At 74.5% G+C, this 21,799-nt stretch carries 19 protein-coding genes; 7 read left to right on the top strand and 12 right to left on the bottom strand.

The features are described from left to right. Positions 1–66: 66 nt before the first annotated feature. Positions 67–1,248, top strand: a complete 1,182-nt coding sequence (locus AKI01S_RS18095) for an ABC transporter substrate-binding protein (protein WP_067818735.1) — start codon at positions 67–69, stop codon at positions 1,246–1,248. A 6-nt stretch (positions 1,249–1,254) separates the two neighbouring features. Here AKI01S_RS18095 and AKI01S_RS18100 read toward each other — a convergent pair whose 3' ends face one another. Together AKI01S_RS18100 and AKI01S_RS18105 are read right to left on the bottom strand one after the other, a co-directional pair. Next, the gene (locus AKI01S_RS18100; RefSeq protein WP_245681676.1) at positions 1,255–2,124 is read right to left on the bottom strand and encodes a DUF1206 domain-containing protein; all 870 of its coding nucleotides are present in this window, start codon (positions 2,122–2,124) and stop codon (positions 1,255–1,257) included. 36 nt (positions 2,125–2,160) lie between these two features. Then, complete coding sequence (locus AKI01S_RS18105) at positions 2,161–3,336, bottom strand: cysteine desulfurase family protein (protein ID WP_067818801.1); 1,176 nt, start codon at positions 3,334–3,336, stop codon at positions 2,161–2,163. Positions 3,337–3,474: 138 nt separating this feature from the next. Between AKI01S_RS18105 and AKI01S_RS18110 the strand changes: the two genes are divergently transcribed. The 3 genes from AKI01S_RS18110 (at position 3,475) to AKI01S_RS52830 (ending at position 7,284) form a co-directional block, all read left to right on the top strand. After that, positions 3,475–3,999 carry a TetR/AcrR family transcriptional regulator gene (locus tag AKI01S_RS18110; protein ID WP_067818740.1) on the top strand — a complete coding sequence of 175 codons (525 nt, stop codon included), beginning with the start codon at positions 3,475–3,477 and terminating at the stop codon, positions 3,997–3,999. A gap of 229 nt (positions 4,000–4,228) precedes the next feature. Then, positions 4,229–5,443, top strand: a complete 1,215-nt coding sequence (locus AKI01S_RS18115; RefSeq protein ID WP_067818743.1) for an MFS transporter — start codon at positions 4,229–4,231, stop codon at positions 5,441–5,443. A gap of 122 nt (positions 5,444–5,565) precedes the next feature. Beyond that, on the top strand, positions 5,566–7,284 hold the full coding sequence (locus AKI01S_RS52830) for a serine/threonine-protein kinase (protein WP_067818746.1): 1,719 nt from the start codon (positions 5,566–5,568) through the stop codon (positions 7,282–7,284). Here the strand turns inward: AKI01S_RS52830 and AKI01S_RS18125 are convergent. The 8 genes from AKI01S_RS18125 to AKI01S_RS18160 all read right to left on the bottom strand — a co-directional run bounded on the left by AKI01S_RS18125 (position 7,281) and on the right by AKI01S_RS18160 (position 17,063). Continuing rightward, a complete protein-coding gene (locus AKI01S_RS18125) occupies positions 7,281–8,531 on the bottom strand; it encodes a DUF3558 domain-containing protein (RefSeq protein WP_067818749.1) in 1,251 nt (416 codons plus the stop codon). The genes AKI01S_RS52830 and AKI01S_RS18125 overlap by 4 nt on opposite strands. 131 nt (positions 8,532–8,662) lie before the next feature. Further along, positions 8,663–9,613 (bottom strand): electron transfer flavoprotein subunit alpha/FixB family protein, encoded by a 951-nt coding sequence (locus AKI01S_RS18130; RefSeq protein ID WP_067818752.1) that lies wholly within the window; start codon positions 9,611–9,613, stop codon positions 8,663–8,665. Positions 9,614–9,636: 23 nt separating this feature from the next. Then, positions 9,637–10,416, bottom strand: coding sequence for an electron transfer flavoprotein subunit beta/FixA family protein (locus AKI01S_RS18135; RefSeq protein ID WP_067818755.1), 780 nt, complete (start codon positions 10,414–10,416; stop codon positions 9,637–9,639). Between the two features lie 310 nt (positions 10,417–10,726). Further along, a complete protein-coding gene (locus AKI01S_RS18140) occupies positions 10,727–12,292 on the bottom strand; it encodes a protein kinase family protein (RefSeq protein ID WP_067818758.1) in 1,566 nt (521 codons plus the stop codon). A gap of 24 nt (positions 12,293–12,316) precedes the next feature. Beyond that, positions 12,317–14,152, bottom strand: a complete 1,836-nt coding sequence (locus AKI01S_RS18145) for a serine/threonine-protein kinase (protein WP_369688727.1) — start codon at positions 14,150–14,152, stop codon at positions 12,317–12,319. A gap of 96 nt (positions 14,153–14,248) precedes the next feature. Continuing rightward, on the bottom strand, positions 14,249–15,094 hold the full coding sequence (locus AKI01S_RS18150; RefSeq protein WP_067818764.1) for a serine/threonine-protein kinase: 846 nt from the start codon (positions 15,092–15,094) through the stop codon (positions 14,249–14,251). 43 nt (positions 15,095–15,137) lie between these two features. Continuing rightward, on the bottom strand, positions 15,138–16,091 hold the full coding sequence (locus AKI01S_RS18155; protein ID WP_067818767.1) for an acyl-ACP desaturase: 954 nt from the start codon (positions 16,089–16,091) through the stop codon (positions 15,138–15,140). Positions 16,092–16,298: 207 nt separating this feature from the next. Further along, positions 16,299–17,063 (bottom strand): SDR family NAD(P)-dependent oxidoreductase, encoded by a 765-nt coding sequence (locus tag AKI01S_RS18160; protein WP_067818770.1) that lies wholly within the window; start codon positions 17,061–17,063, stop codon positions 16,299–16,301. On the opposite strand from AKI01S_RS18160, the gene AKI01S_RS18165 reads away from it, so the two are divergent. After that, positions 17,055–18,143, top strand: a complete 1,089-nt coding sequence (locus AKI01S_RS18165) for a sugar porter family MFS transporter (RefSeq protein ID WP_281186080.1) — start codon at positions 17,055–17,057, stop codon at positions 18,141–18,143. The genes AKI01S_RS18160 and AKI01S_RS18165 overlap by 9 nt on opposite strands. Positions 18,144–18,158: 15 nt before the next feature. On the opposite strand, the gene AKI01S_RS18170 is transcribed toward AKI01S_RS18165, so the two are convergent. Beyond that, entirely contained in the window at positions 18,159–19,682 is a 1,524-nt protein-coding gene (locus AKI01S_RS18170) for a hypothetical protein (protein ID WP_157419916.1), read from the bottom strand. Between the two features lie 207 nt (positions 19,683–19,889). After that, entirely contained in the window at positions 19,890–20,540 is a 651-nt protein-coding gene (locus tag AKI01S_RS18175; protein ID WP_067818778.1) for an NADPH-dependent F420 reductase, read from the bottom strand. A 95-nt stretch (positions 20,541–20,635) separates the two neighbouring features. Here AKI01S_RS18175 and AKI01S_RS18180 point away from each other — a divergent pair, with 95 nt between their 5' ends. Beyond that, positions 20,636–20,977: a winged helix-turn-helix transcriptional regulator gene (locus AKI01S_RS18180; RefSeq protein WP_067818804.1), complete on the top strand. Its 342-nt coding sequence runs from the start codon at positions 20,636–20,638 to the stop codon at positions 20,975–20,977. An 87-nt stretch (positions 20,978–21,064) separates the two neighbouring features. Next, positions 21,065–21,643 carry an RNA polymerase sigma factor gene (locus tag AKI01S_RS18185; RefSeq protein ID WP_067818781.1) on the top strand — a complete coding sequence of 193 codons (579 nt, stop codon included), beginning with the start codon at positions 21,065–21,067 and terminating at the stop codon, positions 21,641–21,643. The last annotated feature ends 156 nt before the right edge of the window (positions 21,644–21,799 follow it).

The raw sequence follows: 21,799 nt of genomic DNA on the forward strand, positions 1-21,799 counted from the left end.
TCACCGTGGGTATTCGCTTGGCTACTCTTGGTGATGTCGTGTCGACGCAGGTCACGGAGGTGCGGGATGGGGCCGGACGGCTCGCTGTGCATCGGGGCGGTGGTGCCGCGGACCGGCCGCCTGTCCACGCTGGGTGATCCGCTGGCGTTCGTCGTCGACCGGCTGGCGCCGCACCTGACGTCGGTCGGCGGCGCGGGGCGCCGTCGCGCGCTGCGGTTCGCGGTGCGCGACAGCCGCTCGGACCCCGACGGGGCGCGCCGGGCCGTCCGGGACCTGGTGGAGCGCGACCGCGCCGACGTCGTGATCACCATGGCGGGCACCCGGGTGCTGCCCGCGGTCGCCGACGCCTGCGAGCGGCGGGGCGTGCCGTGCGTGTCGACGACCTTCCCCTGGCAGGCGTACGTGTACTCGCGCGCCGACGACATCGGTCACCGGTTCGACTGGACGTACCACTTCGCCTGGGGGCTGGACGACATCGCCACCGTGTTCGCCGACATCTGGGAACGCCTCGACGGCGCTCCCACGGTCGGCTGCCTGTGGAACGACGACCTCCAGGGGCGGCTGCTGCGCCACGACCGCCACGGGTTCGTCCCGGCCGCGGCCCGCCGCGGGCACCGGCTAGTCGATCCCGGCGGCTACCGGGAGCCGGCCGCCGACTTCGGTCCCGCCATCGAGCACCTGCGCCGTACCGGCGTCGACGTCGTCACCAGCGCCGCCACCGCCACCGACCTGGGGCTGTTCCACCGCCAGGCGCGCCGGGCGAAGGCCGCGCCGCGGCTGATCACCTGTTCGCGCTGGCTGGCCTATCCCCATGCCGGGAAGGCGCGGGGCGACCTGGCCGACGCCCGCGTGGCCACGCTGGTGTACTGGACGCCCGGCCATCCCCACCGCTCCTCGCTGGACGGGACCACCGCCGCCGAGCTGGCCGTCGCCTACCGGGACGCCACCGGCGGCCCCTGGCTGCAACCCCTGGGGCTGGCGCACGCCCTGGTCGAGGTCGCCCACCACGCCCTGGCCCACGCCGACGACCCGGCCCAGCCCGCGTCCGTCGCCAGGACGATCGCCCGGGCCCGCGTCGACACCATCGCCGGGACCCTGGACTGGACGCGCGGGCCCGCCCCCAACATCGCGCTGGTCCCGCTGATCGGCGGCCAGTGGCGCCCCACGCGCGACGGACACGACCTGGCCGTGGTCACCAACACCGCCGTACCGCAGGTCCCCGTCACCGCCGACGTCACGCCGACGTGAACGCCCCTAGCGGACCGCCTCCACCTTCCGGTAGCGGGCCTCGGCGAACGCGTACACGCCGTACGTCAGCAGCCCCACGGCCACGGCGACCAGCAGCCACGGCCCGGCCGGGGTGGAGGCGAACTCGCGCAGTGTCCCGTCGAGCCCCTTGGCCTTGTCGGAGTCGGCCGACAGCGCCGCGTAGACCAGGAACGCGCCGATGCCGCAGGCGACCAGGCCGCGCGCCACTCCCCCGACGACGCCCAGGGCCTGCACGACGCGGCGGGTGTGGGCGCTCATCTGCCCGGTGCGCAGGATCTTCATGAACTTCCGGCGCACCGCCGAGGAGATGGCGTACACGCCCCAGGCGACGAACGCCAGCCCGATCGCCATCACCAGCCACCGCCCGCCGGGCTCGGCCATCGCCCGGCCGGTGAACGACCGGGACTGGTCGTCGCTGGAGCTGCTGCCCCGCCCCATCACGAACGACACGATCCCCGCGCACGCGACGACGTAGAGCACCGCGCGGCCGAGCGAGGACAGCCGCTTGCGCGGCTTGTGCCCCTCCGGGATGGGCTGCCCGAAGGCCGCCTCGGCCAGGCAGTACAGCGCCAGCCCCGCGAACCCGACCGCCAGCAGCCACAGCAGGAACTTCCCGGCGGGCTGCTCGGCGACGGTCTGCAGGGCGCCGCTCTTGTCGGCCTCCCGGCCGCCGTCGCCCAGCCCGATCTGCACCGCGATCCACCCGACCAGCAGGTACATCACCCCGTGGGCGACCAGCCCGGCGCGCGACATCCGGTGGAACCAGCGGCTTCCGGTGACCTCGCGCCCGGCCCGGCGCGCGCCGCCCCCGACGACGTTCGACGCCATCATGACCTCCTCTGAGACGGACGGCATGTGCCCGAGGAGAAAGGCGGCAAACGTCGGGAAAGGTCAGGAAAGTCCGGCGCGGCGGGCGCGTTCGACGGCCGGGCCGATCGCCTCGGCCAGCGCCGCGACGTCCCGTTCGGTGGAGGTGTGGCCCAGCGTGAACCGCAGCGAGCCGCGCGCCCGCGCCGGGTCGGCGCCCATCGCCAGCAGCACGTGGCTGGGCTGCGACACCCCCGCCGAGCAGGCCGAGCCCGTCGAGCAGGCGATGTCCCTGGCGTCCAGCAGCATCAGCAGCGCGTCGCCCTCGCAGCCGGGGAAGGAGAAGTGGGCGTTGCCGGGCAGGCGGTCGTCGGGGTCGCCGTTGAGGATCGCGTCGGGGACGGCCTTGCGGACCTGCTCGATGAGCCGGTCGCGGAGCCGGGTGAGGCGGCGGGCCTCCTCCACCCGGCGCTCGGCCGCCAGCCGCACCGCCGTCGCCAGGCCCGCGATGGCGGGGGTGTCCAGGGTGCCCGAGCGCACGTCGCGCTCCTGCCCGCCGCCGTGCAGGATCGGGACCGGGTCGCCGCCGACCTCCCGGTCGGGCTTGGCCAGCAGCAGCGCGCCCACGCCGACCGGACCGCCGATCTTGTGGCCGCTGAGCGCGAGGGACTTGGCGGCGGTGGCGGCGAAGTCGACCGGCAGGTGCCCGGCGGCCTGGACGGCGTCGGTGTGGAACGGCACGCCGCACTCGCGGGCGACGGCGGCCAGCTCGGCGACGGGCTGGACGGTGCCGACCTCGTTGTTGGCCCACATGACTGTGGCCAGCGCCACGTCGGAGCCGTCGCCGAGCGCCTCCCGGAGGGCGTCGGGGCGAACGCGGCCGAGCCCGTCGACCGGCAGCCACTCCACGCGGGCGCCCTCGTGGTCGGCGAGCCAGTGCACCGCGTCCAGCACGGCGTGGTGCTCCACGGCCGAGGCCAGCACGCGCACCCGGGCCGGGTCGGCGGCGCGGCGGGCCCAGTACAGGCCCTTGACGGCCAGGTTGTCGGCCTCGGTGCCGCCGGAGGTGAACACCACCTCGCTGGGCCGCGCGCCGAACGTCTCGGCGATCACCTCGCGGGACTCCTCCACCACCCGGCGGGCGTGGCGGCCGGCGGCGTGCAGGGAGGAGGGGTTGCCGAGACGCCCCATCTCCTCCGTCATCGCCGCGATGGCCTCCGGCAGCATCGGGGTCGTCGCCGCATGGTCGAGGTAGGTCACCACGCGCCCCACATTATCCGCGCCCGGCCGCGCGCTGTCGGGGGGAGTCGCCACCACCGATAAGCACCCCCTGACCTGGGGAGACGTAGATCACTCCGGTTGCGAGCTGTACCGTCCGGTCGGTACAGTTAAGAAGTCATGAAGAAGGACGCCCTGCTCGACGCCGCCGAGTCCCTGCTCTCCGAGCAGGGCACCCAGGCGCTCACCCTGAACGCGGTCGCCGACCGCGCGGGGGTCAGCAAGGGCGGTCTGCTCTACCACTTCCCCACCAAGGAAGCGCTGGTCAAGGCGATGGTCTCGCGGGTGATCGACGAGTTCGACGCGTTGATCGCCTCGTTCGACGACGGCACGCCGGGTTCCTACACCCGCGCCTACGTCGAGGCCACGTTCGAGATCCTGGCCGGGGAGGCCCGCGCGTACCGGCGCTGGTCGGCCATCACGGCCGCGGCCACCGACCCCGAGCTGGCCGAGCCGCTGAACGGCGCGATGGCCCGCTGGCACAAGCAGCCGTGCGGCGAGGACCCCGTCGGGCAGATGGTCGTCCGGCTGGCGGCCGAGGGCCTGTGGGAAGTGGTGAGCCACGCCCCGGAGCTGTACGACGGGGAGCAGTTCGCCGCGCTCAGGCGACGGCTGCTGGCCCTGCTGGACAGCCCGCCCGGCTGAGGCGGACCCTCACCCGGCTCCGCGCTCCCTTCTGACGACCGACAACGCGCCTCCGCGCCCGTCACGGGCCTGGAGCGTTCCATCACGCCCCGCGCCGGGCCACACGGCGCCCATCCGATGCCCGCGCCGCACGCGCCCCCGCGTGCGGCGCCGTTCCGGGACGCCCCCGTGCCCGGACCCGACCCGTAAGCCGGGGCCACGGCCCCGCCGAGAGAGAAAGAGGTGAACGATGCTGTTCCGCGCTCGACTGGGCACGTTCCTGACCTTCGCGTTGGCCGGTCTGCTCTGTGGTGTGTGGGTCTCCCGCATGCCCGCGCTGGCGGACAAGTTCGGCGTGAGCAAGAGCGAGGTCGGCGTCGTGCTCCTCGTCTGGGGCCTGGCCGCGATCGTGGCCATGCAGGGGCTGCGCGGCGTGATGGCGCGGCTCGGCAGCCGCACGGTGCTGCGCTGGTCGCTGCCGCTGGCGGCGGTGGCGTTCGGCTCGGTGGCGCTGGCCCCGTCGTTCGGGACGCTGCTGGTGGCGGTGGCGGCGTTCGGGATGGCGTTCGGCGTCGTCGACATCGCGATGAACGCGCAGGGCTCGGTGGTCGAGCACGCCTACCGCCGCCCGGTGCTGAACGGGATGCACGCGGGCTGGTGCGTGGGCGCGATGAGCGGCGGGCTGGTCGGCGTCGCCACCGCCGCCGCCGGGCTCGGCCACACCGCGACCGTGCTGGTGGCGGCCGCCGCCGTGCTGCCGGTCGGCCTGCTGCTGGGCCGCACCTACCTGCCGGACCCGGTCGCGCCCGCCGCCTCCGCCGGCGGGGGCCGCGCCAAGCTGCCCGCCGTCGTGTACCTGATCGGCGTGCTGGGGTTCATCGCGTTCATGGCCGAGGGCACCATCGCCGACTGGAGCGGCATGCTGCTGGCCGACGAGCTGGGCTCCGGCGAGGCCCTGGCGGCGCTCGGCTACCCGGTGTTCGAGCTGGCGATGCTGCTCGGGCGGCTGGCCGGGGACCACGTCCGGGTGCGCCTCGGCACCCGCGCGCTGCTGGTCTCCTCCGGCGTCGGCACCGCGGTGGGCATGGCGATCGTGGTGACCGCCCCGTCGGCGTGGGTCGCGCTGGGCGGGTTCTTCGTCACCGGCGTGATGGTCTGCACGATCGTCCCCACCACCATGTCGCTGGCCGGGACCGCCGCGCCCGGACGGCCCGCCGCGGCGGTCGCCCAGGTCGGCGCGATGGGCTACGGCGGCCTGCTGCTCGGCCCGGTCGTGGTCGGGTTCCTGGCGGACGCGACCTCGCTGCGCGTCGGCGTCGGCATCGTGATCGTCCTGTCCCTGCTGATCGCGCTGTCCACCCGGTTCCTGCCGCTGGACGCGGGCCACGACGTGGCCGCGCGGGTCATCGGCGACGAGGGCGACGCGGTGCGCCTCAACCCCGAGGCCGAGCCGGTCGCGGCCTGACCCGTCCCACCTCACGCGCGAACGCGGCGTGTCACCTCCATCACGAGGGGGTGACACGCCGTTCCGCATGACCGGCCTGTCCGATATAAACGCCCTTTGGAATCTTCGGACGAGGGGGCGTCATGTGGCGGGTTCCCGGCTACACCGAGCTGCGGACGCTGGGCGAGGGCGCGCAGGGACGGGTGGTGCTGGCCCGGCACGACGCGACCGGACGCACCGCCGCGATCAAGTACCTGGCCGAGCGGCTGAACGGCGACGCGGCGTTCCGGGAGCGCTTCCGGGAGGAGGCGCGGCTGCTGCAACGGCTCCGCGACCCCTACGTCGCCGGGCTGTACGGCCTGGTGGAGACGCCCGAGGGCGCCGCGATCGTGATGGAGGCGGTCGACGGCGTCGCGCTGCGGCGGGTGCTGGAGGAGCACGGCGCGCTGGCGCCCGAGGCCGCGCTGACGGTGCTGAAGGGGTCGCTGCTGGGCCTGGCCGCCGCCCATGAGCTGGGCATCGTGCACCGCGACTACAAGCCCGCCAACGTGATCGTCCGGGGTGACGGGCTGAGCAAGCTCATCGACTTCGGCATCGCCGTGGACGCGGGCGAGGCGGGCCGCTCCGGGACGCCGGTCTACATGGCCCCCGAGCAGTGGCGCTCCGAGCCCGCCTCCCCCGCCACCGACGTGTACGCCGCGACCTGCGTGTTCTTCGAGTGCGTGACGGGGCGCCGGCCGTTCGCCGCCGACAGCCCGGCCGTGCTGATGAACCACCACCTCACCGCGCCGGTCCCGGTGGAGACGCTGCCCGAGCCGCTGCGCCCGCTGGTGGCGCGCGGCCTCGCCAAGAACCCGTGGGACCGGCCGCACGGCGCCAAGGCGTTCGTGGCCGAGCTGGAGTCGGTCGCGGCGGCCGCCTACGGCTCGGACTGGGAGGCGCGCGGGGTGCGGACGCTGGCCGGGGCCGCCGCCGCGCTGGCGGCGCTGTTCCCGCTGACGGCGCTCGGGCTCGGCACGGCCGGGGCGGGCGCCGGGGCCGGGACTTCCGGGGCGGTCGCCGCCGGGGCGGGCAAGGGCGTGCTGGGGGTGGTGGGCACCAAGGCCGGGGCCGCCGTGGCGGGCGGGGTGATCGCCGCGACCGCCGCCGGGGGCGCGGCCGTCTACGTCGCCGCCGACGACGGGCCGGGGCGCCCGCCCGTCGCGCCGCTGTCGGTCCAGCTCGCCTCCTACCAGCAGGGCACGCAGGGATCGGTGCCGCTCAGCACGGCCGGGCAGCTCGTCCAGGTCCGCGGCGGCGAACCGGCGCTCGCCCGGCGGATCAACGAGGCGCTGCGCGCGCCGCTGGAGGAACGCCGCAGGTACTACGAGCGGAGCCTGGCGGCGCAGCCGGGCGCCAGGCCGTCGGTCTCCCGGGTGAAGGCGGCGGTCCGCACCGGCGGTCCCCGCTACCTGTCGGTCCGCTACGACGTCACGCTGGACTCGCCGACGCTGTCGCACCCGACCTGGAGCAGCCCGCTGTCGGTCACCGTGGATCTGGGGACGGGCCAGGCGGTGCCGGTGACGCGGATCCTCACGCCCGCCGCGTTCGAGGCCAAGGGTCTGGGCACCCTGGCCACCCGGCTCAAGAACGGCGCCGACATCGACAGCTGCCTGCGGGCGACCCTGCCGCGTCTCACCCGCCGCGCGTTCGAGCCGCCCCAGCCCGCGGTGCACGTGGTGCTCCAGCGCGGCGGCCTGGAGTTCCTGGTGAACATGACCGCCCTCGGAGAGACGACGGCCTGCGGCAAGGCCGACGTGGTCCTCCCCTACACCGGGCTCACCGGCCTGGTGGACCCGGAGGTGGTGAAGGCGGTGTCCTAGCCGAGGCGGGCCAGGACCGCGCGGGCGACGGCGAGCGCCTCGGCCCGCGCGACGGAGTAGCGGGGGTAGGTGCCGTCCAGCACCCGGCCCCCGCGCTGGTAGCCGTCGGCGAGGGACCAGATCACCCGGACGGTGACGTTGCCCTCGCGCACCCCGACCTCGGCGCCCCGCGTCCGGAACGCGATCGCCGTCCTCGGGTCCGGGCCCCGGTGGATCGTGACGGCGTGGGCGGCCGAGTACGCCTCGTCGCCGAGCCCCGGAACGGCCGCGCGCCCGGCGTAGATCCCGGGGGTGGCGGCGCGGGCCCGGTCGCGGCGGTGCTCCGCGGCGGCGCGCGCCGGCCCGTCGGCCTTGGCGGGGCCGCGGCCGTGGGCGTCGACGCTGACCTCCAGGTTGCGGGCGAAGCGCGCGTTGAGGGCGCGCCAGCGGCAGAACCGGCGGTCCGCGCCGTCGGCGGGGTTCGGCTCCATCCGCGTTCCCCGCGCCTTGGCGGGCAGGACGCGCTTCACCACACCGCACAGCGGCGGCAGCGAGGTGACCACCGCGCGGCGCGCGTCGGCCGGCGGGGACGTCCCGGGGGTGGCGGCCGGGGACGGCGGGGTGTAGGGGGCGCTGTTGCCCGCCGGACGGCCGTCGTCGTCCAGCCCCTTCTTCAGGACGGTCCGCAGGCCGCGGAAGCCCAGGAAGAGCCCGACGACGAGGACGACGGCCAGGCAGCCCGCGATGGCGCGGCGGCCCCGCTTCCGGGACGGCGCGGGCGGGGCCGGCGGCGGATCCGCGCCGGGGCCGGGCGGCTCGGGGGCCGGGAGCGGCGGCGGGGCCGGGGCGGGCTCCTCGGCCTGCCCGGTGGCGACCCTGACGGCCGCCTCCCTGGCCTCCTCCGGCACCGGCGGGACGCGGAAGCCGCGGGCGCGGATGTGGGCGAGCAGCTCCGGGTCCGGCGGGACGTTGTGCACGCGCAGGTAGTAGACCGCCGAGCCGGGCCAGACCCAGATCCCGTCGGTGTGGAACGTCATCGGCACCTCGGCGGGCCGCGACGGGTCCATCAGGTCCTCGTCGAAACCGCGCGCCGACAGCACGACCGGCGCCTGCTTGAGGTAGGTCAGCAGCGCGTCGCGCTCGTGCAGCGGGACGGGCGGGCGCTGCACGACGGGGCGGCCGCCCGGCGGCACCGAGTCGAAGAGCCTGGCCATCCGGGGGAAGGTGGCCGGCTGCGGCGTCCACGGGGGCAGGGGCGGCTGGGACAAGGCGGGGGTCCTTCGGGCCTGAGGAGAAAAGAGAGTTTTCGGCGAATTGTAGGTGTTCGCGCAAAAAACGGAACGTCCCGCTCCGGCCAGCCGCAGGCCGGGGCGGGACGTTCCGTCGGGCGATCAGCGCGTCACTTGCGCTTGTTGATCTCCTCGGTGAGCTGCGGGACGATCTGGAACAGGTCGCCCACCACGCCGAAGTCGACCAGCTCGAAGATCGGGGCCTCGGCGTCCTTGTTGATCGCGACGATCGTCTTGGACGTCTGCATGCCGGCCCGGTGCTGGATGGCGCCGGAGATGCCGGCCGCGATGTACAGCTGCGGCGACACCGTCTTGCCGGTCTGGCCGACCTGGAACTGGTGCGGGTACCAGCCGGCGTCGGTCGCGGCGCGGGAGGCGCCGACGGCCGCGCCGAGCGAGTCGGCCAGGCCCTCGATGATCTTGAAGTTCTCGGCGGAGCCGACACCGCGGCCACCCGAGACGACGATCGCGGCCTCGGTCAGGTCGGGGCGCTCGCCCTTCTCCTCGACGACCCGCTCCACGATCCTGGCGGCCTTGTCGGTGTCCGACAGCGCCACCGACACCTGCTCCTCGGCCGGGGTCGCCGGGGCGGCCTCGGGCGCGATGGAGTTCGGGCGGACGGCGATGACCGGGGTGCCCTCCTTGACCTTGGCGTGCGCGACGATCGCGCCACCGAAGATCGAGTGCTCGGCGACGAAGCCCTCGGCGACGTCCACGACGTCGGTCAGCACGCCGGTGCCCAGCTTGACGGCCAGGCGACCGGCGATCTCCTTGCCCTCGCCGGTGGCGGCGACGAGCACGGCGGCCGCGCCCTTGTCCTGGGCGAGCTGCGCCAGCAGGGCGGCCTTCGGGGCGACGACGTAGGAGGTCAGCTCCTCGTCGGCGGCCAGGTAGACCTTCTTGGCGCCGTACTCGGCCAGCTTGTCCTTGGAACCCTCGTAGCCCGCGCCCACCCATACCGCGGCGGCGTCGCCCAGGCGGTTGGCCAGCGTCAGCAGTTCGAGGGTGACCTTCTTGACCTCACCGTCGACGTGGTCGACGAGGACGAGAATCTCGCTCATCGTTCTTCAGTCCCCTTCCTCGCTCAGACGAACTTCTTCGACGCGAGGAACTCGGCGACCTTCACGCCGCCGTCGCCCTCGTCGGTGACGATCTGGCCCTGCGCACGCGGCGGGGCCTCGGCGAAGTCCACGACCTCGGTGGCGGCGTTGGCCAGGCCGACCTGGCCGGCGTCGATCCCGGCGTCGGCGATGCCGAGGCTCTGGACCGGCTTCTTCTTGGCCGCCATGATCCCCTTGAACGACGGGTACCGCGGCTCGTTGATCTTCTCGACGACGCTCACGACCGCCGGCAGGCTCGCCTCGACCCGGTCGTAGCCGTAGTCGGTCTGCCGCTGGATCTTGATCGCGGAACCCTCGATCTCGACCTTGTTGGCCAGCGAGAGCTGCGGGACGCCGAGACGCTCGGCGAGCATCGCGGCGAGCACGCCGGTGCGGGCGTCGGTGGACTCCGAGCCCAGCACGACCAGGTCGTAGCCGGTCTGGCCGAGGGCCTGGGCGATGGCGTACGAGGTCTGCAGCGCGTCCGAGCCCGCCAGGGCCTCGTCGACGAGGTGCACGGCCTTGTCGGCGCCCATGGCCAGGGCCTTGCGGATGGAGTCGGTGGCCTTGTCCGGACCCATGGTCAGGACGGTCACCTCGCCGCCGTGGGCCTCCTTGATGCGCAGCGCCTCTTCGATGGCGTACTCATCGAGCTCGTTGATGACGCCGTCCGCCGCGGCGCGGTCGAGCGTGCTGTCATCGGACTTCAGCTTGCGCGGGCTCTCCGTGTCGGGAACCTGCTTCACCAAGACGACGATGTTCATGGCCGGTGGCCGACCTCCCTGCACTCAATCGGCCGCTGGGGGCAGCGGCAAGAGGGGCGCCGCCCATGGCGGGTCGACGCTGGCTGGTGCGTTGCTGAACTGCTCCGCACCGCACAGCCTGCCAAACACCCGAACCGCCTTCGGATCCGGGTCCCTGTCTCGGCCATGCAATGCAGATGTTACCCGTGGGTAGCCTGAAGGCAAATCCCAGGTGGGTGAGACCCTACCCACGCCGAACCCGCACCTCACGACCGCGCCGCGCCCGATCCCGGAGTGACGCAGATCACGCCCGACGGGTCGTCCGGCCCCCTCAGTGCAGGGAGATCTGGATGCGGGACAGGGTGTTCTCCACGGTGCTCTGCAGGCCGTAGAGCGGGGTGAAGCTCGGGTGCCAGGAGACCGAGGCGACGATCACCGCGAACGCCAGCAGGCCCAGCGCCACGCCCGCCACGGCGATCCGGGGCGGGCTCTCGGCGAGGTCGAGGAACGCCTCCTCCAGGCGGCGGCGCGGACCGCGCACGCCGGGCGCGGCCCACAGCACCAGCGTGGCGGCCGCCGCGCCGAACGCGCTCGCCCGCTGCGGGTCCACCATCACGCCCACGCCCGACAGCAGCATCAGCCCCAGCGGCACCCCCACCGCGAACACCGCCGCGTACGGCAGCGTCGCCGCCGCCCGCGCCAACGCCGGCAGGCGGCTCCCGGCGCCGGGCATCAGGCGCAGCCCCGTCACCGCCAGCGCCGAGGACACCAGCCCCAGCACCGGCACGACCAGGGTCACCCCGACCGCGATCACCACGACCAGCATCGTCAGCAGCCGAGCCCACCCCAACGCGATGGCCAACGCGTGAGCGTCGTCGTCCTCAGCGTCCCCGGCCCCGTCCGCCGCGGCGGGCCGCACCGACACGGAAGCCCGCGCAGACGCGGCGGGCTGCGCCGTCGTGGAGCTCTGCGCCGACGCGAAGATCTCCTCCAGCGCGGAAGGCCGCACCGTCACGGAAGCCGCCTCCGACGTGGCGGCCTGCGCCGCCATGGGGCTCCGCACCGCAGGAGAAGCCTCCCCTGACGCAGAAGCCTCCCCTGACGCGGAAGGCTGCGCTGACGCGGAAGGCTGCGCTGACGCGGAAGGCTGCGCTGACGCGGAAGGCTGCGCTGACGCGGAAGGCTGCGCTGACGCGGAAGGCCGGGTCGGCATGGGGGGCTGGGCCGGTGCGGGAGTCTGGGCCGGCGTGGAGGGGTGTGTCATCGCGGGGGGCCGTGTCGAGGTGGGGGTCGGGGCGGGGAGGGCGGCCGTGGCTTCGGCCAGCTCGGTCGCCGAGGGACGGGTGGCCGGGTCGGGGGACGCGGCGGCGTGGAGGAGCGGCTCCCACCCGGGCGGTACGGGGTCGCCCGAGTGCGTCGCGGCGAGCGTCACCGTCGTCGCCCACGCGTGGACGTCGTCGGCGGGCGTTCCGGGGGCGAGGCCGAACTCGACGATCACCGGGGCGCCGTCCACGAGCAGGACCGTGTCGGGGGTGAGCGCGCCGTGGGCCAGGCCGGTCCGGTGGATCGCCGCCAGGCCCCTGGCCAGGCCGGCCGCCAGGCGGTGCAGCGCGGCGCCGCGCAGGGCGCCGCGTTCCGCCAGCTCGGTGGCGAGGGAGCGGCCGGGAACGAGCCGCGACACCACGTAGGGCGGGTCCGCGTCGGGGTCGCCGTCCAGCACGTCCACCACGTGGGGGCTGAGCACCGCGCGCATCCGGTCCAGGTCCGGGCGCGGCGCGCCGGGCGGCGGCGTGGTGATCGCGACGTCCCGGCCCTCGGCGTCGGTGGCCCGGCGCGTGCCGGGCGCGGGCCGGGTCAGCGGACTCCGGTGGTTTCGGTGGCTCTGCTCCCCGCTCATAGGGTTCGCCACACTACCGGGCTCCTATATGAAAGGCAGGCCGCCCGACAGCAGATCCTTGATGTCGGCGCGCAGATCCTCCAGGCTCTGGCTCATACCGGGCAGCGGCGTGGTGTCCGGCTCGCCCTGCCGGGACAGCACCACCAGCACCGCCGCGAACGTGCCGAGGATCAGCACGCCCGCCACGGCCGCCTCGGCGCGCGGCAGGATCGCGCCCCACAGCCGCGCGAGCTGGCGGCGCGGGGCCCCGCTGCCGGGGGCCAGGCACAGCAGCGCGATCACCACCATCGACGCGTAGGACACGGCGGTGGCGGCGCCCAGGTCGGGTTTGGCGAACATCAGCACCCCGAGCAGGACCGCCCCGGCCAGCAGGCTGAGCGGTGCGATCAGCGCGGTGACCAGGGCCGCGCCGGGCAGGTGCAGCGGGGCCTTGAACGCCGCCGCCACCGCGTCCCCGGCGCGCGGCCCGCGCCGGGTGCGTTTGCCCTCCATGCCCCGGGCGGCCTTGTCGCCCGTCCGCAGCACCAGCACGCCGACGACGGTGACGCCGACGGCCAGCAGCGGCGCGATCCCGGCGAAACCCAGCAGCGCGACCAGCACCAGCAGGCTCATCACCCGGTACCAGCCGTAGGGCTTGCGGCGTTCCCGGTCGGGGGCGCGGTCGGCGTCGCGGCGGGTGGTCTCCTCGCCCGGCCGCTGCTCGGGGCGCGGCCCGGTGGCCTGCTGGTAGGGGTTCTCGTAGGGGACGGGCGGCGGCACGGGCTGCGGCGCGGGCTGCGGGCGCGGCTCGGTGAGCGGCGCGGGCGCGCGCCGGTACTGCTCGTAGCCGCCGGACCGCTCGAACGGTCCGGGCGCCGGCGGCGGCATCGGCGGCGGGGCCGCGGGGGGCAGCTGCCCCATGAAGTCCTTGGGCTGGAGCGGGGCCGGGGTGGGCACCGGTGCGGGCACCGGGGCGGGCGGCTCCGGCGGCGGCATCGTGAACGCCCGCGACGCGGTGTGGTCGGGCGCGGTCGTCTCCGCGTCCCGGGAGGTCTCCTCCAGCCGCGTCCGGAACTGGTCGACCATCGTCTGGTCGGTGAGGGTCGCCTCGACCTGGACCCGCCGCGCCAGCTGCACCAGGTCGACGGCGGTGGGCCGCTCGGCGGGGTGGCGGGACATCGCGGCGCGCAGCAGCGGCAGGATCGGCTCGGGCACGCCGTCGAGGTCCGGCGTGTTATTGATGATCTTGTAGAAGATCGACTCGAAGGTGCCGGAGCCGAATGGCGGCCGTCCCGTGGCGGCGTAGGCCAGCGTCGCGGCCCAGGCGTGCACGTCGGAGGAGGGGCCCGCCTCCTCGCCCTCGATGATCTCCGGGGCGAGGTAGCCGGGGGTGCCGATCACCATGCCGGTCGCGGTGAGCCGGGTCGCGTCGGCGGCCTGCGCGATCCCGAAGTCGATCACGACGGGCTCGCCGTCCACGAGCATCACGTTGCCGGGCTTGAGGTCGCGGTGCACGATGCCCGCGCCGTGGATCGCCGACAGCGCCGACGCCAGCCCGACCGCCAGCCGCTGCAGCGCCTGGCCGGACATCGGCCCGGACTCCTCGACGATCTCCTCAAGGGTGCGGCCGGGCACGTACTGGGTGACGATGTAGGGCTGGTCGGCGGTGACGTCGGCGTCGAGGATCTCGGCGACGTGCGGGTTGTGCACGCGGCGCATCGAGTCCACCTCGCGCGCCAGGCGGCGGCGGGCCGTCGCGTCGCCCGCGACGGCGGGCCGCAGCACCTTGACGGCCACGTTGCGGCCCTCGGGATCGGCCCCCAGGTACACCACGCCCATCCCGCCCTCGCCGAGCGTCTGGAGCAGGCGGTAGTGCCCGATCCGATCCTGGCCGAAGCTGTCCCCGGACGTGGTGACCCCCTTTGTCGTTTCCGAAACCCTACCCTCGCGCGCCGTCCCCCGTGGATCTCCCCGGCATCACGCGGCCGGTGCCGCGACGGGGATCCGGGGGCGTTCGGCGGTGCCCGTCCAGTCGGCGAGGGCGCCCGCGAGCCAGCGGGCCGACGGGCGCCGGTCCGGGTCGCGGTCCAGGGCGCGCCGCAGCAGCGACGCGAGCGGATCGGCCGCGCCGTCCAGGTCGGCCTGGCCGCGCAGGATGCGGTAGCAGACGCCGTGCAGCGAGCCGCGGCCGAACGGCGGGCGCCCCGTCGCGGCCTGGGCGAGGGTCGCCGCCCAGGCGTACACGTCGGCGGCGGGCGTGGCCTTGCCGCCCTCGATCAGCTCGGGCGCGAGGTAGGCGGGCGTGCCGATCACCATGCCGCGCCGGGTGATCTGCTCGGCGTCGGCCGGCAGCGCGATCCCGAAGTCGACCAGCATCGGCCGGTCGCCGAGGACGATCACGTTGCCGGGCGACACGTCGCGGTGCACCACGCCCGCGTCGTGGATCGACGCCAGCCCGAGGGCCATGCCGCGCGCCACCCGCAGCAGGCGTTCGGCGCGCGGCGGCCCGTAGGCGTCCACGAGGTCGCCCAGCGGGACGCCGGGCGCGTACTGCGTGACGATGTAGGGGTGGTCGCCGTCGAGGCGCCCGTCCAGCAGCCGCGTCACGTACGGGCTGGAGGCGTGGTTGGTGACGCGGGCCTGCGCCGCCATCTCCCGGGCCAGGCGCCCCCGCGCCTCCGGCTCCGCCGCGAACTCGGCGTCGAGCTCCTTGAGCGCGACCTCCCGGCCGACGGGGTCCAAGGCGAGGTGGACCACGGCCGTGCTCCCCCGGCCGATCTCGGCCAGCAGCCGGTACTCCCCGAGCCGCCGATGCTTCCCCATATCCCCTATGACGCGGGAACCGGCAAGGTCGTTCCGAGAAAAATCAGTTCCGGCGCGCGGCCTGGCGGGCGCGGCGCTCCTCGCGCCGGGTCTCGAACCTGGTCGCGGCGGCGTCCAGCCCCTCCAGGAACTCCGCCAGCTCCTCGCGGGCCTTCTCGCCGTCGCCCGACAGGTCGGTGCGGTCGAACACGTCCCACTTGCGCAGCACCGGGATCAGCACGTCGTCGTGGTGCAGCCGCAGGTCGTAGATGCCCGCGTTGGCAATCACGACGGACTTGCGCAGGAACCCGTCGATGCTGTGGCCGGGCATCTGGAAGCCCTTCACCACGTCGGTGATCGCCCGCATGGTCGCGTTCGGGGCCGCCTCCAGGGCCGCGCCCAGCAGGTTCCGGTAGAAGATCATGTGGAGGTTCTCGTCGGCGGCGACGCGGGTGAGCATCTGCTCGCAGACCGGGTCGCCGGACGCCCGGCCGGTGTTGCGGTGCGACACGCGGGTGGCCAGCTCCTGGAACGACACGTACGCCGCGCCGTGCAGGAACGAGTCGCCGTGGTCGGCCTCGTAGCCGACCTCCATGTGCTTCATGCGGGCGCGTTCCAGCGCGATCGGGTCGACGGCGCGGGTGACGGTGAGGTAGTCGCGGATGACGATGCCGTGGCGGTTCTCCTCGGCGGTCCACCGGTTGACCCAGGTGCCCCACGCGCCGTCGCGGCCGAACACCTCGGCGATGGCGCGGTGGTAGCCGGGCAGGTTGTCCTCGGTGAGCAGGTTGACGATCAGCGACTCGCGGGCCTCCTGCGAGAGCTGCGACTGCTCCAGGCTCCACTCCTCGCCGCCGAGGGGGCCGTCGAAGTCGCGGCCCTGGCTCCACGGCACGTACTGGTGGGGGAACCACTCCTTGGCCATGGACAGGTGCCGGTTCAGTTCCGTCTCCACCACGGGTTCCAGGTCCCGCATCAGGTTGAGCTGGAGCTGCTTGTCTTCGGGCGTCACGGACATCCTGATCCTTCGCTTGACGACGTGGGAACGCGCGGGCACGGCCTGTCGCGCGGCGTGGGGGGAGGGTCCCGGCAGGCCGGGCTGGAACTTACTAAACCGTAGGTTCCAGATTCGCGACCGGTGCCACGTACGTCAAGCTCCCCCCGTCACAAGCCGCCGTTCCTCTTTCTTGTAGGAATGCGGGAACCGCGACCGGCGACGGGGCGCTCACCGCGTGTCGGCCGCCTGCTGCCACAGCCGGTTGGCGGCGGCGCGCAGCAGCGCCCGGGGCAGGATCTTCAACGCGGGCAGCGCCGCCTTGTACTGCGCGCCCGGCACGCACAGCGCCCGGCCCGCCGCGACCGCGTCCAGCCCGGCGCGGGCGACGTCCTCGCGGCGCAGCCACAGCAGGTCGGCGCCGTCGTCGCCGGTGCGGGTGAAGCCGGGGCACAGCGCCGTGACGTGCACGCCCCGCCCGCCCACCTCGGCGTGCAGGCTCTCGGAGAACGACGCCACGTACGCCTTGGTCGCCCCGTAGGTCGCGCTGCCCGGCGACGGCGCGAAGCCCGCCATGGACGCGACGTTGAGGACGCCGCCCCGGCCGCGTTCCAGCATCCCCGGCAGGGCGGCGTGGGTAAGGCGGACCAGGGCGGTGACGTTCAGCTCGATCTCGGCGAGCTGGTCGTCGAGGTCCAGGTCGGCGAACGCGCCGAACGCGCCGTACCCGGCGTTGTTGACCAGCAGTTCCACCGGGTCGTCGCGGAGCCGGCCCTCGACCTCGGCGCGGGCGCCCGGGTCGGTGAGGTCGCAGGCCAGCACCTCGACCGCGACCCGGTAGCGTTCGACCAGCTCCCGGGCGAGCCGGTCGAGCAGGTCGGCGCGGCGCGCCACGATCACCAGGTCGGTGCCGCGCGCGGCCAGCAGCCGGGCGAAGCTCTCGCCGATGCCGCTGGAGGCCCCGGTCACGAGCGCGGTTCGATACGCCTGTCGCATGGCGCGAGATGGTACGGGACGAGGGGGCTCTCCGCGCGTCCCGTTTGGGCCCATGGGGCACGGGTAGCCGAGGACACGCCGCCGAGGATCCGGGGCGGGACGGTCTCCTACAACCAGCTCATGGTCACGGTCGGGGTCCTGGTCGCCTACCTGACCAACTTCGCGCTCAGCGACGTCGCGCACAACTGGCGCTGGATGCTGGGGCTGGGCGCGGCCCCCGGCGTGGTGCTGGTGGCGGCGATGCTGGTGGTCCCCTACAGCCCGCGCTGGCTGATGATGCGGGGCCGCCGCGACGAGGCCCGCGCGGTGCTGCGCCGCACCCGCCGGGCCGACGCCGACATCGAGGGCGAGCTGGACGGGATCGAGAGCGTGGTGGCGCAGGAGCGGCGGCACTCCTGGCGCGAGCTGTTCGGCCCCCGGCTGCGGCCGATGATGGTCGTCGGGATCGGGCTGGCGGTGATCCAGCAGGTCGTCGGCGTCAACACCGTCGTCTGCTTCTCCCCCACGATCCTCACCTACACCGGGCCGAAGGCCGACGACGCCATCGCGCAGGCGCTGACCGTCGGGATCACCAACGTGGTGTTCACGGTCGTCGCGGTGCTGCTGCTGGACCGGGTGGGCCGCCGCACCCTGCTGATCGTCGGGACGGCCGGGCTGACGGTCGCGCTGGCGCTGCTGGGCGCGTTCTTCGGGTTCGGCTGGGAGCGGGAGGCCCCGTGGCTGGCGCTGGCGGCGCTGGTGCCGTTCATCGCGTCGTTCGCGGTGGGGCTGGGCCCGGTGTTCTGGCTGATGATCTCGGAGATCTTCCCGCTGGCGGTGCGCGGCCAGGCGATGGCGGTGTGCTCGCTGGCGAACCGGGCCGCGAACTTCGTGGTGTCCTACTACTTCCTGCAACTGGTCGACGCGATCGGGCGGGCGTGGACGTTCTGGCTGTACGCGGGGCTGTCGGTGGTCGGGATCGTGTTCTTCGTGCTCCGCGTCCCCGAGACCCGCGACCGGTCCCTGGAGGAGATCGAACGCGAGCTGTCGGGCCCGGCCGCCGCGCGGGCGGCCCCGCCGGGCCGCCCGCGCCACGTCTGACCGCGCCGTGGCCCGTTACGGGGTCACGGTCACGCGTTCGCTCTGGAACGACTGGTTGCCCACCCGCGCCATGATGAAGAAGTCGTAGGTCTCCTCGTGGGTGCCGGGGATCGCCTCGAACGTGACCGACCTCGACCCGGCCGGGATCGTCACGGAGGTGACGGGCAGGTCGACGATGCCCCAGCTCGGTTGGAGGTGGACCTCCCGGTCGACGTCGGTCGGACCGGCCAGGACGACCGTGCCCTGGATCCGCGTCCCGCCCTTGACCGTGGCGGGCAGGGTGATCTCGGTGATCCGGGGGTGGATCACCACCGGCAGCGAGGCGGTGACGTTGCCCGCCGTCGCGACGAGCGTGACGCGGGTCGTCCTGGTCACGTCGGCGGTCGAGAGGGTGAAGTAGGCGCTGTCGTCTCCCGACGAGACGTACTGGGTGTCGTTGTCGATCTGGAGCGCGGAGGCGTCCTCGCCGACCGCCTTCAGGTGGACGGTCAGCCCGTTCTCGGGCGCGGGGTTGCTGAGCCGGAGGTTGAGCTGCCGGTGGTGCTCCGAGCCCTGGACGTCCGGCCCGCCCTCGAACCACATGCTCATGTCGCTGTTGTCGTCGAACGGCGGGATCAGCGTGAACGTCGCCTTCAGCGTCCGCTCCCCGAGCGTGAAGGAGACGGTCACGACGGTCTTCTCCGTCACCGGCCGGACGGTCACCGGCCCGACGTGGCCCTCCACGGCGTGCTCCTGGAAGTGCGCGGTCTCGGGAACGGTGAGGGCCGGGTGGTCGGAGGCCATCTTCACGGTCAGCCCGCCCTCGGGCGCCGGGCCGGTGAAGTAGACGGCGGCCGAGGGGCTGTTCGGCCGGGCGGAGGGCGTGAGCTCGACCTTCTTCAGGCCGGGGTTGACGGTGACGGCGCGCTCCAGCGCCTGCGCCGCGAGCCGGACCGTGACCGTCGTCCTGTACTGGCCGGAGTGGTCGCCGGTCGGCGTCATCGCGAACGTCGCCTGCGTCCGCCCCCTCTTCACGACCACGCCGCCCGGGACGCCGAGCCTCCTGTCGCCGGAGGTCACCGTGAGGCGGGTGTCGGTTCGGGGCGCGCAGCTCAGGCGCACCGTCGCGGTCGGGCTCTCACCGGCGTGCACCAGCGCGGGCACCGACAGCTCGGCCGGTTTCGGCGCGCAGCCCGGCGTCGGCCGCACGGCGAACGCGGCCTGCCGCCGCGCCTCGCCGAGCGCCGCGGTGACCTTCCCGCCGCGCGCCGTCGCCGTGGCGGCGGAACGCACGGTGAACGTCGCGGTGTCCTCGCCCTTGGCGACCGTGACGGACGCGGGGACGGTGACGCCCGTGAACCCCGCGAGCCCGACCTTGACGGCCCTGCCCGGACGGCAGCTCAACGTCACCGTCCCGGTGGCGTCCTTCCCGCCCACGACCGAGGCGGCGGACAGGGACAGATTCTTCGGTACGGGGCGGCAGACGGCGGCCTGCGCCGCCCGCGTCGGCACGACGAGCGCTACCAGCAGCAGGAGCGCCCCCAGCACGTATCGCTTCATTGGCGACCTCTGGAGTGAAGGACGAGCTCGGGCGGGGGCGCACTCGCACGTCGAAATGATCACCTCTGTCTAACAAGCGGGCGCCACGAGCGGCAAGTGACCATTCGGCCCTCCCCATCCGTCCGGAGGCGGACGGGACGTCGGGCCGTCCCCGGGCGCGGGGCCGCCGCGGTGCCCTCGCCGGCGGCCCCGCGCCCGGTGGCCGGTTCAGGACACGTGCGGCTCGCCGCCCATGGCGATCTCGACGGGCGGCAGCATCGCCGCCGGGTCGGCGCCGGCGAACCACAGGCCGATGACGAACGCCGCCGTCGCCTCCAGCAGCCCGGCCCGCGCCAGCCCGCCGCCCGGCAGCGGCACGGCCCCGACGTCGCGCACCAGCCGTTCGGCGGTCGCGACGGCACCGGGGTCGTCGCCGCAGACCGGCACGCCGAGCGGGCGGCCGTCGAAGACCGGCGGGGTCATCCGCCAGATGCCCTCGTGGCAGAGGTTGAACGCCTTGACCACGCGTGCGGCGGGCGCGGCGGCGGCGATCCGCTCGGCCGCCGCCGGGCCGTGCCCGGTCGCCAGGGTGAACGCGGGCGGGACGATCGGGTTGGTGCAGTCGACCAGCACCCGGCCGTCCAGCGGCCCGGCGGCCCGGACCGTCTCGACCGCCGCGTCGTGCGGCAGGGCCAGCAGGATCACCTCCCCGAACCCCGCGGCCTCGCGCAGCCCTCCCGCGCGCGCCCCGACGCGTCCGGCCGCCGCCCTCGCCTTCTCCGGGGAGCGCGCCCCGATCATCACCTCGTGGCCCGCGCGCACCCAGTGGGCGGTGAGCGCCTCGGCCATGTTCCCCGCGCCGAACGTTCCGATCCGCATCGCCTGTGTCTCCTTCCGGTCGGTACGGTCGGGACGGTAGGCGTTCCGTGACGCACCTCCCGGTAAGTATCGAAAGGGGCAGGATCGTGACCGAGATGTTCATCGCCGACTGTCCCGCGCGCCTGGGGTTCGACCTGCTGGCGGGGACCTGGACGTCCGTGGTGCTGTACGCGCTGCGCGGGGGCCCGGCGCGCCCCGGCGAGCTGCGCGAGCGCATCGGCGGCGTCAGCCCCAAGGTCCTCACCGAGACGCTGCGCCGCCTGGAGGCCAACGGCCTGGTCGAGCGCCACCGCTACGCCGAGGCCCCGCCGCGCGTCGAGTACGCGCTGACCGAACCGGGCCGGGGCCTGCTGGAGCCGATCCTCGCGCTGGGCCGCTGGACCGAGCGGTACGGCGAGCAGGTCCTCGCCGCGCAGGAGCGCGCCGAAGCCGGTTGAGAAAAGCGTGAAGAAGGCTCCGGCCATCGGGAGACAACCGGGCGACCATCCCCCGCTGGAGGAGTCCCCGATGAGACCAGGACCCGCATGACGGCCGCGTACGCGCGGCCGGACGAGATCGACGACGGCGAGCTGATCCGGCGTTCGGGCGACGACCCCGAACGGTTCGCGGCGCTGTTCGACCGGTACGCCCGCCAGATCCACCACTACGCGGCGCGGCGGCTGGGCACGCAGGCCGCCGACGACATCGTGGCCGAGACGTTCGAGATCGCGTTCCGGCGGCGCGCCACCTACGACCCGGCGCGGTCGATGGCGCGTCCGTGGCTGTACGGGATCGCGTCCACGCTGATCGCCCGGCACCGCCGCGCCGAGGAGCGCCACTACCGGGCGTTGCGCCGCACCGGCGTGGACCCGCTGCCCGAGCCGATGGCCGAGTCCGTCGTGTCGCGGGTGGCCGCCGAGCAGGACGAGCGCCGCCTGGCGGGCGCGCTGGCGCGGCTGTCGGCGGGCGACCGCGACGTGCTGCTGCTGTTCGCCTGGGGCGGGCTCGGCTACGACGAGATCGCCGAGGCCCTGTCCGTGCCCGCCGGGACCGTCGCGTCCCGCCTGAACCGCGCCCGCCGCAAGCTCCGCGCCGTGCTGGGAGAGAACCGATGGACGAGCTGACCACCCTGCGGGGGATGCGCGCGGACACGCCGCCGATCACCCCGGAGGCCGAGCGCGCCGCGCGGCTGCGGCTGCTGGCAGTCTCCCCCGAACCCGAGCGCCGCCGCCGCGCGCCGCGCGCGGCATGGCGGCTCGGCGCGGTCGCCGCGCTGACGG

The organism is Actinomadura kijaniata NBRC 14229 (genome assembly GCF_001552175.1).
Taxonomy (GTDB): domain Bacteria; phylum Actinomycetota; class Actinomycetes; order Streptosporangiales; family Streptosporangiaceae; genus Spirillospora; species Spirillospora kijaniata.

What these genes read in the sequence shown, in the direction of transcription:
- AKI01S_RS18150 (WP_067818764.1), bottom strand. Translation starts at nt 15,094, where the DNA reads ATGGGGAAGCATCGGCGGCTCGGGGAGTACCGGCTGCTGGCCGAGATC.
- AKI01S_RS18135 (WP_067818755.1), bottom strand. Translation starts at nt 10,416, where the DNA reads ATGAACATCGTCGTCTTGGTGAAGCAGGTTCCCGACACGGAGAGCCCG.
- AKI01S_RS18180 (WP_067818804.1), top strand. Translation starts at nt 20,636, where the DNA reads ATGTTCATCGCCGACTGTCCCGCGCGCCTGGGGTTCGACCTGCTGGCG.
- AKI01S_RS18130 (WP_067818752.1), bottom strand. Translation starts at nt 9,613, where the DNA reads ATGAGCGAGATTCTCGTCCTCGTCGACCACGTCGACGGTGAGGTCAAG.
- AKI01S_RS18185 (WP_067818781.1), top strand. Translation starts at nt 21,065, where the DNA reads ATGACGGCCGCGTACGCGCGGCCGGACGAGATCGACGACGGCGAGCTG.
- AKI01S_RS18100 (WP_245681676.1), bottom strand. Translation starts at nt 2,124, where the DNA reads ATGCCGTCCGTCTCAGAGGAGGTCATGATGGCGTCGAACGTCGTCGGG.
- AKI01S_RS18160 (WP_067818770.1), bottom strand. Translation starts at nt 17,063, where the DNA reads ATGCGACAGGCGTATCGAACCGCGCTCGTGACCGGGGCCTCCAGCGGC.
- AKI01S_RS18155 (WP_067818767.1), bottom strand. Translation starts at nt 16,091, where the DNA reads ATGTCCGTGACGCCCGAAGACAAGCAGCTCCAGCTCAACCTGATGCGG.
- AKI01S_RS18175 (WP_067818778.1), bottom strand. Translation starts at nt 20,540, where the DNA reads ATGCGGATCGGAACGTTCGGCGCGGGGAACATGGCCGAGGCGCTCACC.
- AKI01S_RS18140 (WP_067818758.1), bottom strand. Translation starts at nt 12,292, where the DNA reads ATGAGCGGGGAGCAGAGCCACCGAAACCACCGGAGTCCGCTGACCCGG.
- AKI01S_RS18170 (WP_157419916.1), bottom strand. Translation starts at nt 19,682, where the DNA reads ATGAAGCGATACGTGCTGGGGGCGCTCCTGCTGCTGGTAGCGCTCGTC.
- AKI01S_RS18110 (WP_067818740.1), top strand. Translation starts at nt 3,475, where the DNA reads ATGAAGAAGGACGCCCTGCTCGACGCCGCCGAGTCCCTGCTCTCCGAG.
- AKI01S_RS52830 (WP_067818746.1), top strand. Translation starts at nt 5,566, where the DNA reads ATGTGGCGGGTTCCCGGCTACACCGAGCTGCGGACGCTGGGCGAGGGC.
- AKI01S_RS18115 (WP_067818743.1), top strand. Translation starts at nt 4,229, where the DNA reads ATGCTGTTCCGCGCTCGACTGGGCACGTTCCTGACCTTCGCGTTGGCC.
- AKI01S_RS18095 (WP_067818735.1), top strand. Translation starts at nt 67, where the DNA reads ATGGGGCCGGACGGCTCGCTGTGCATCGGGGCGGTGGTGCCGCGGACC.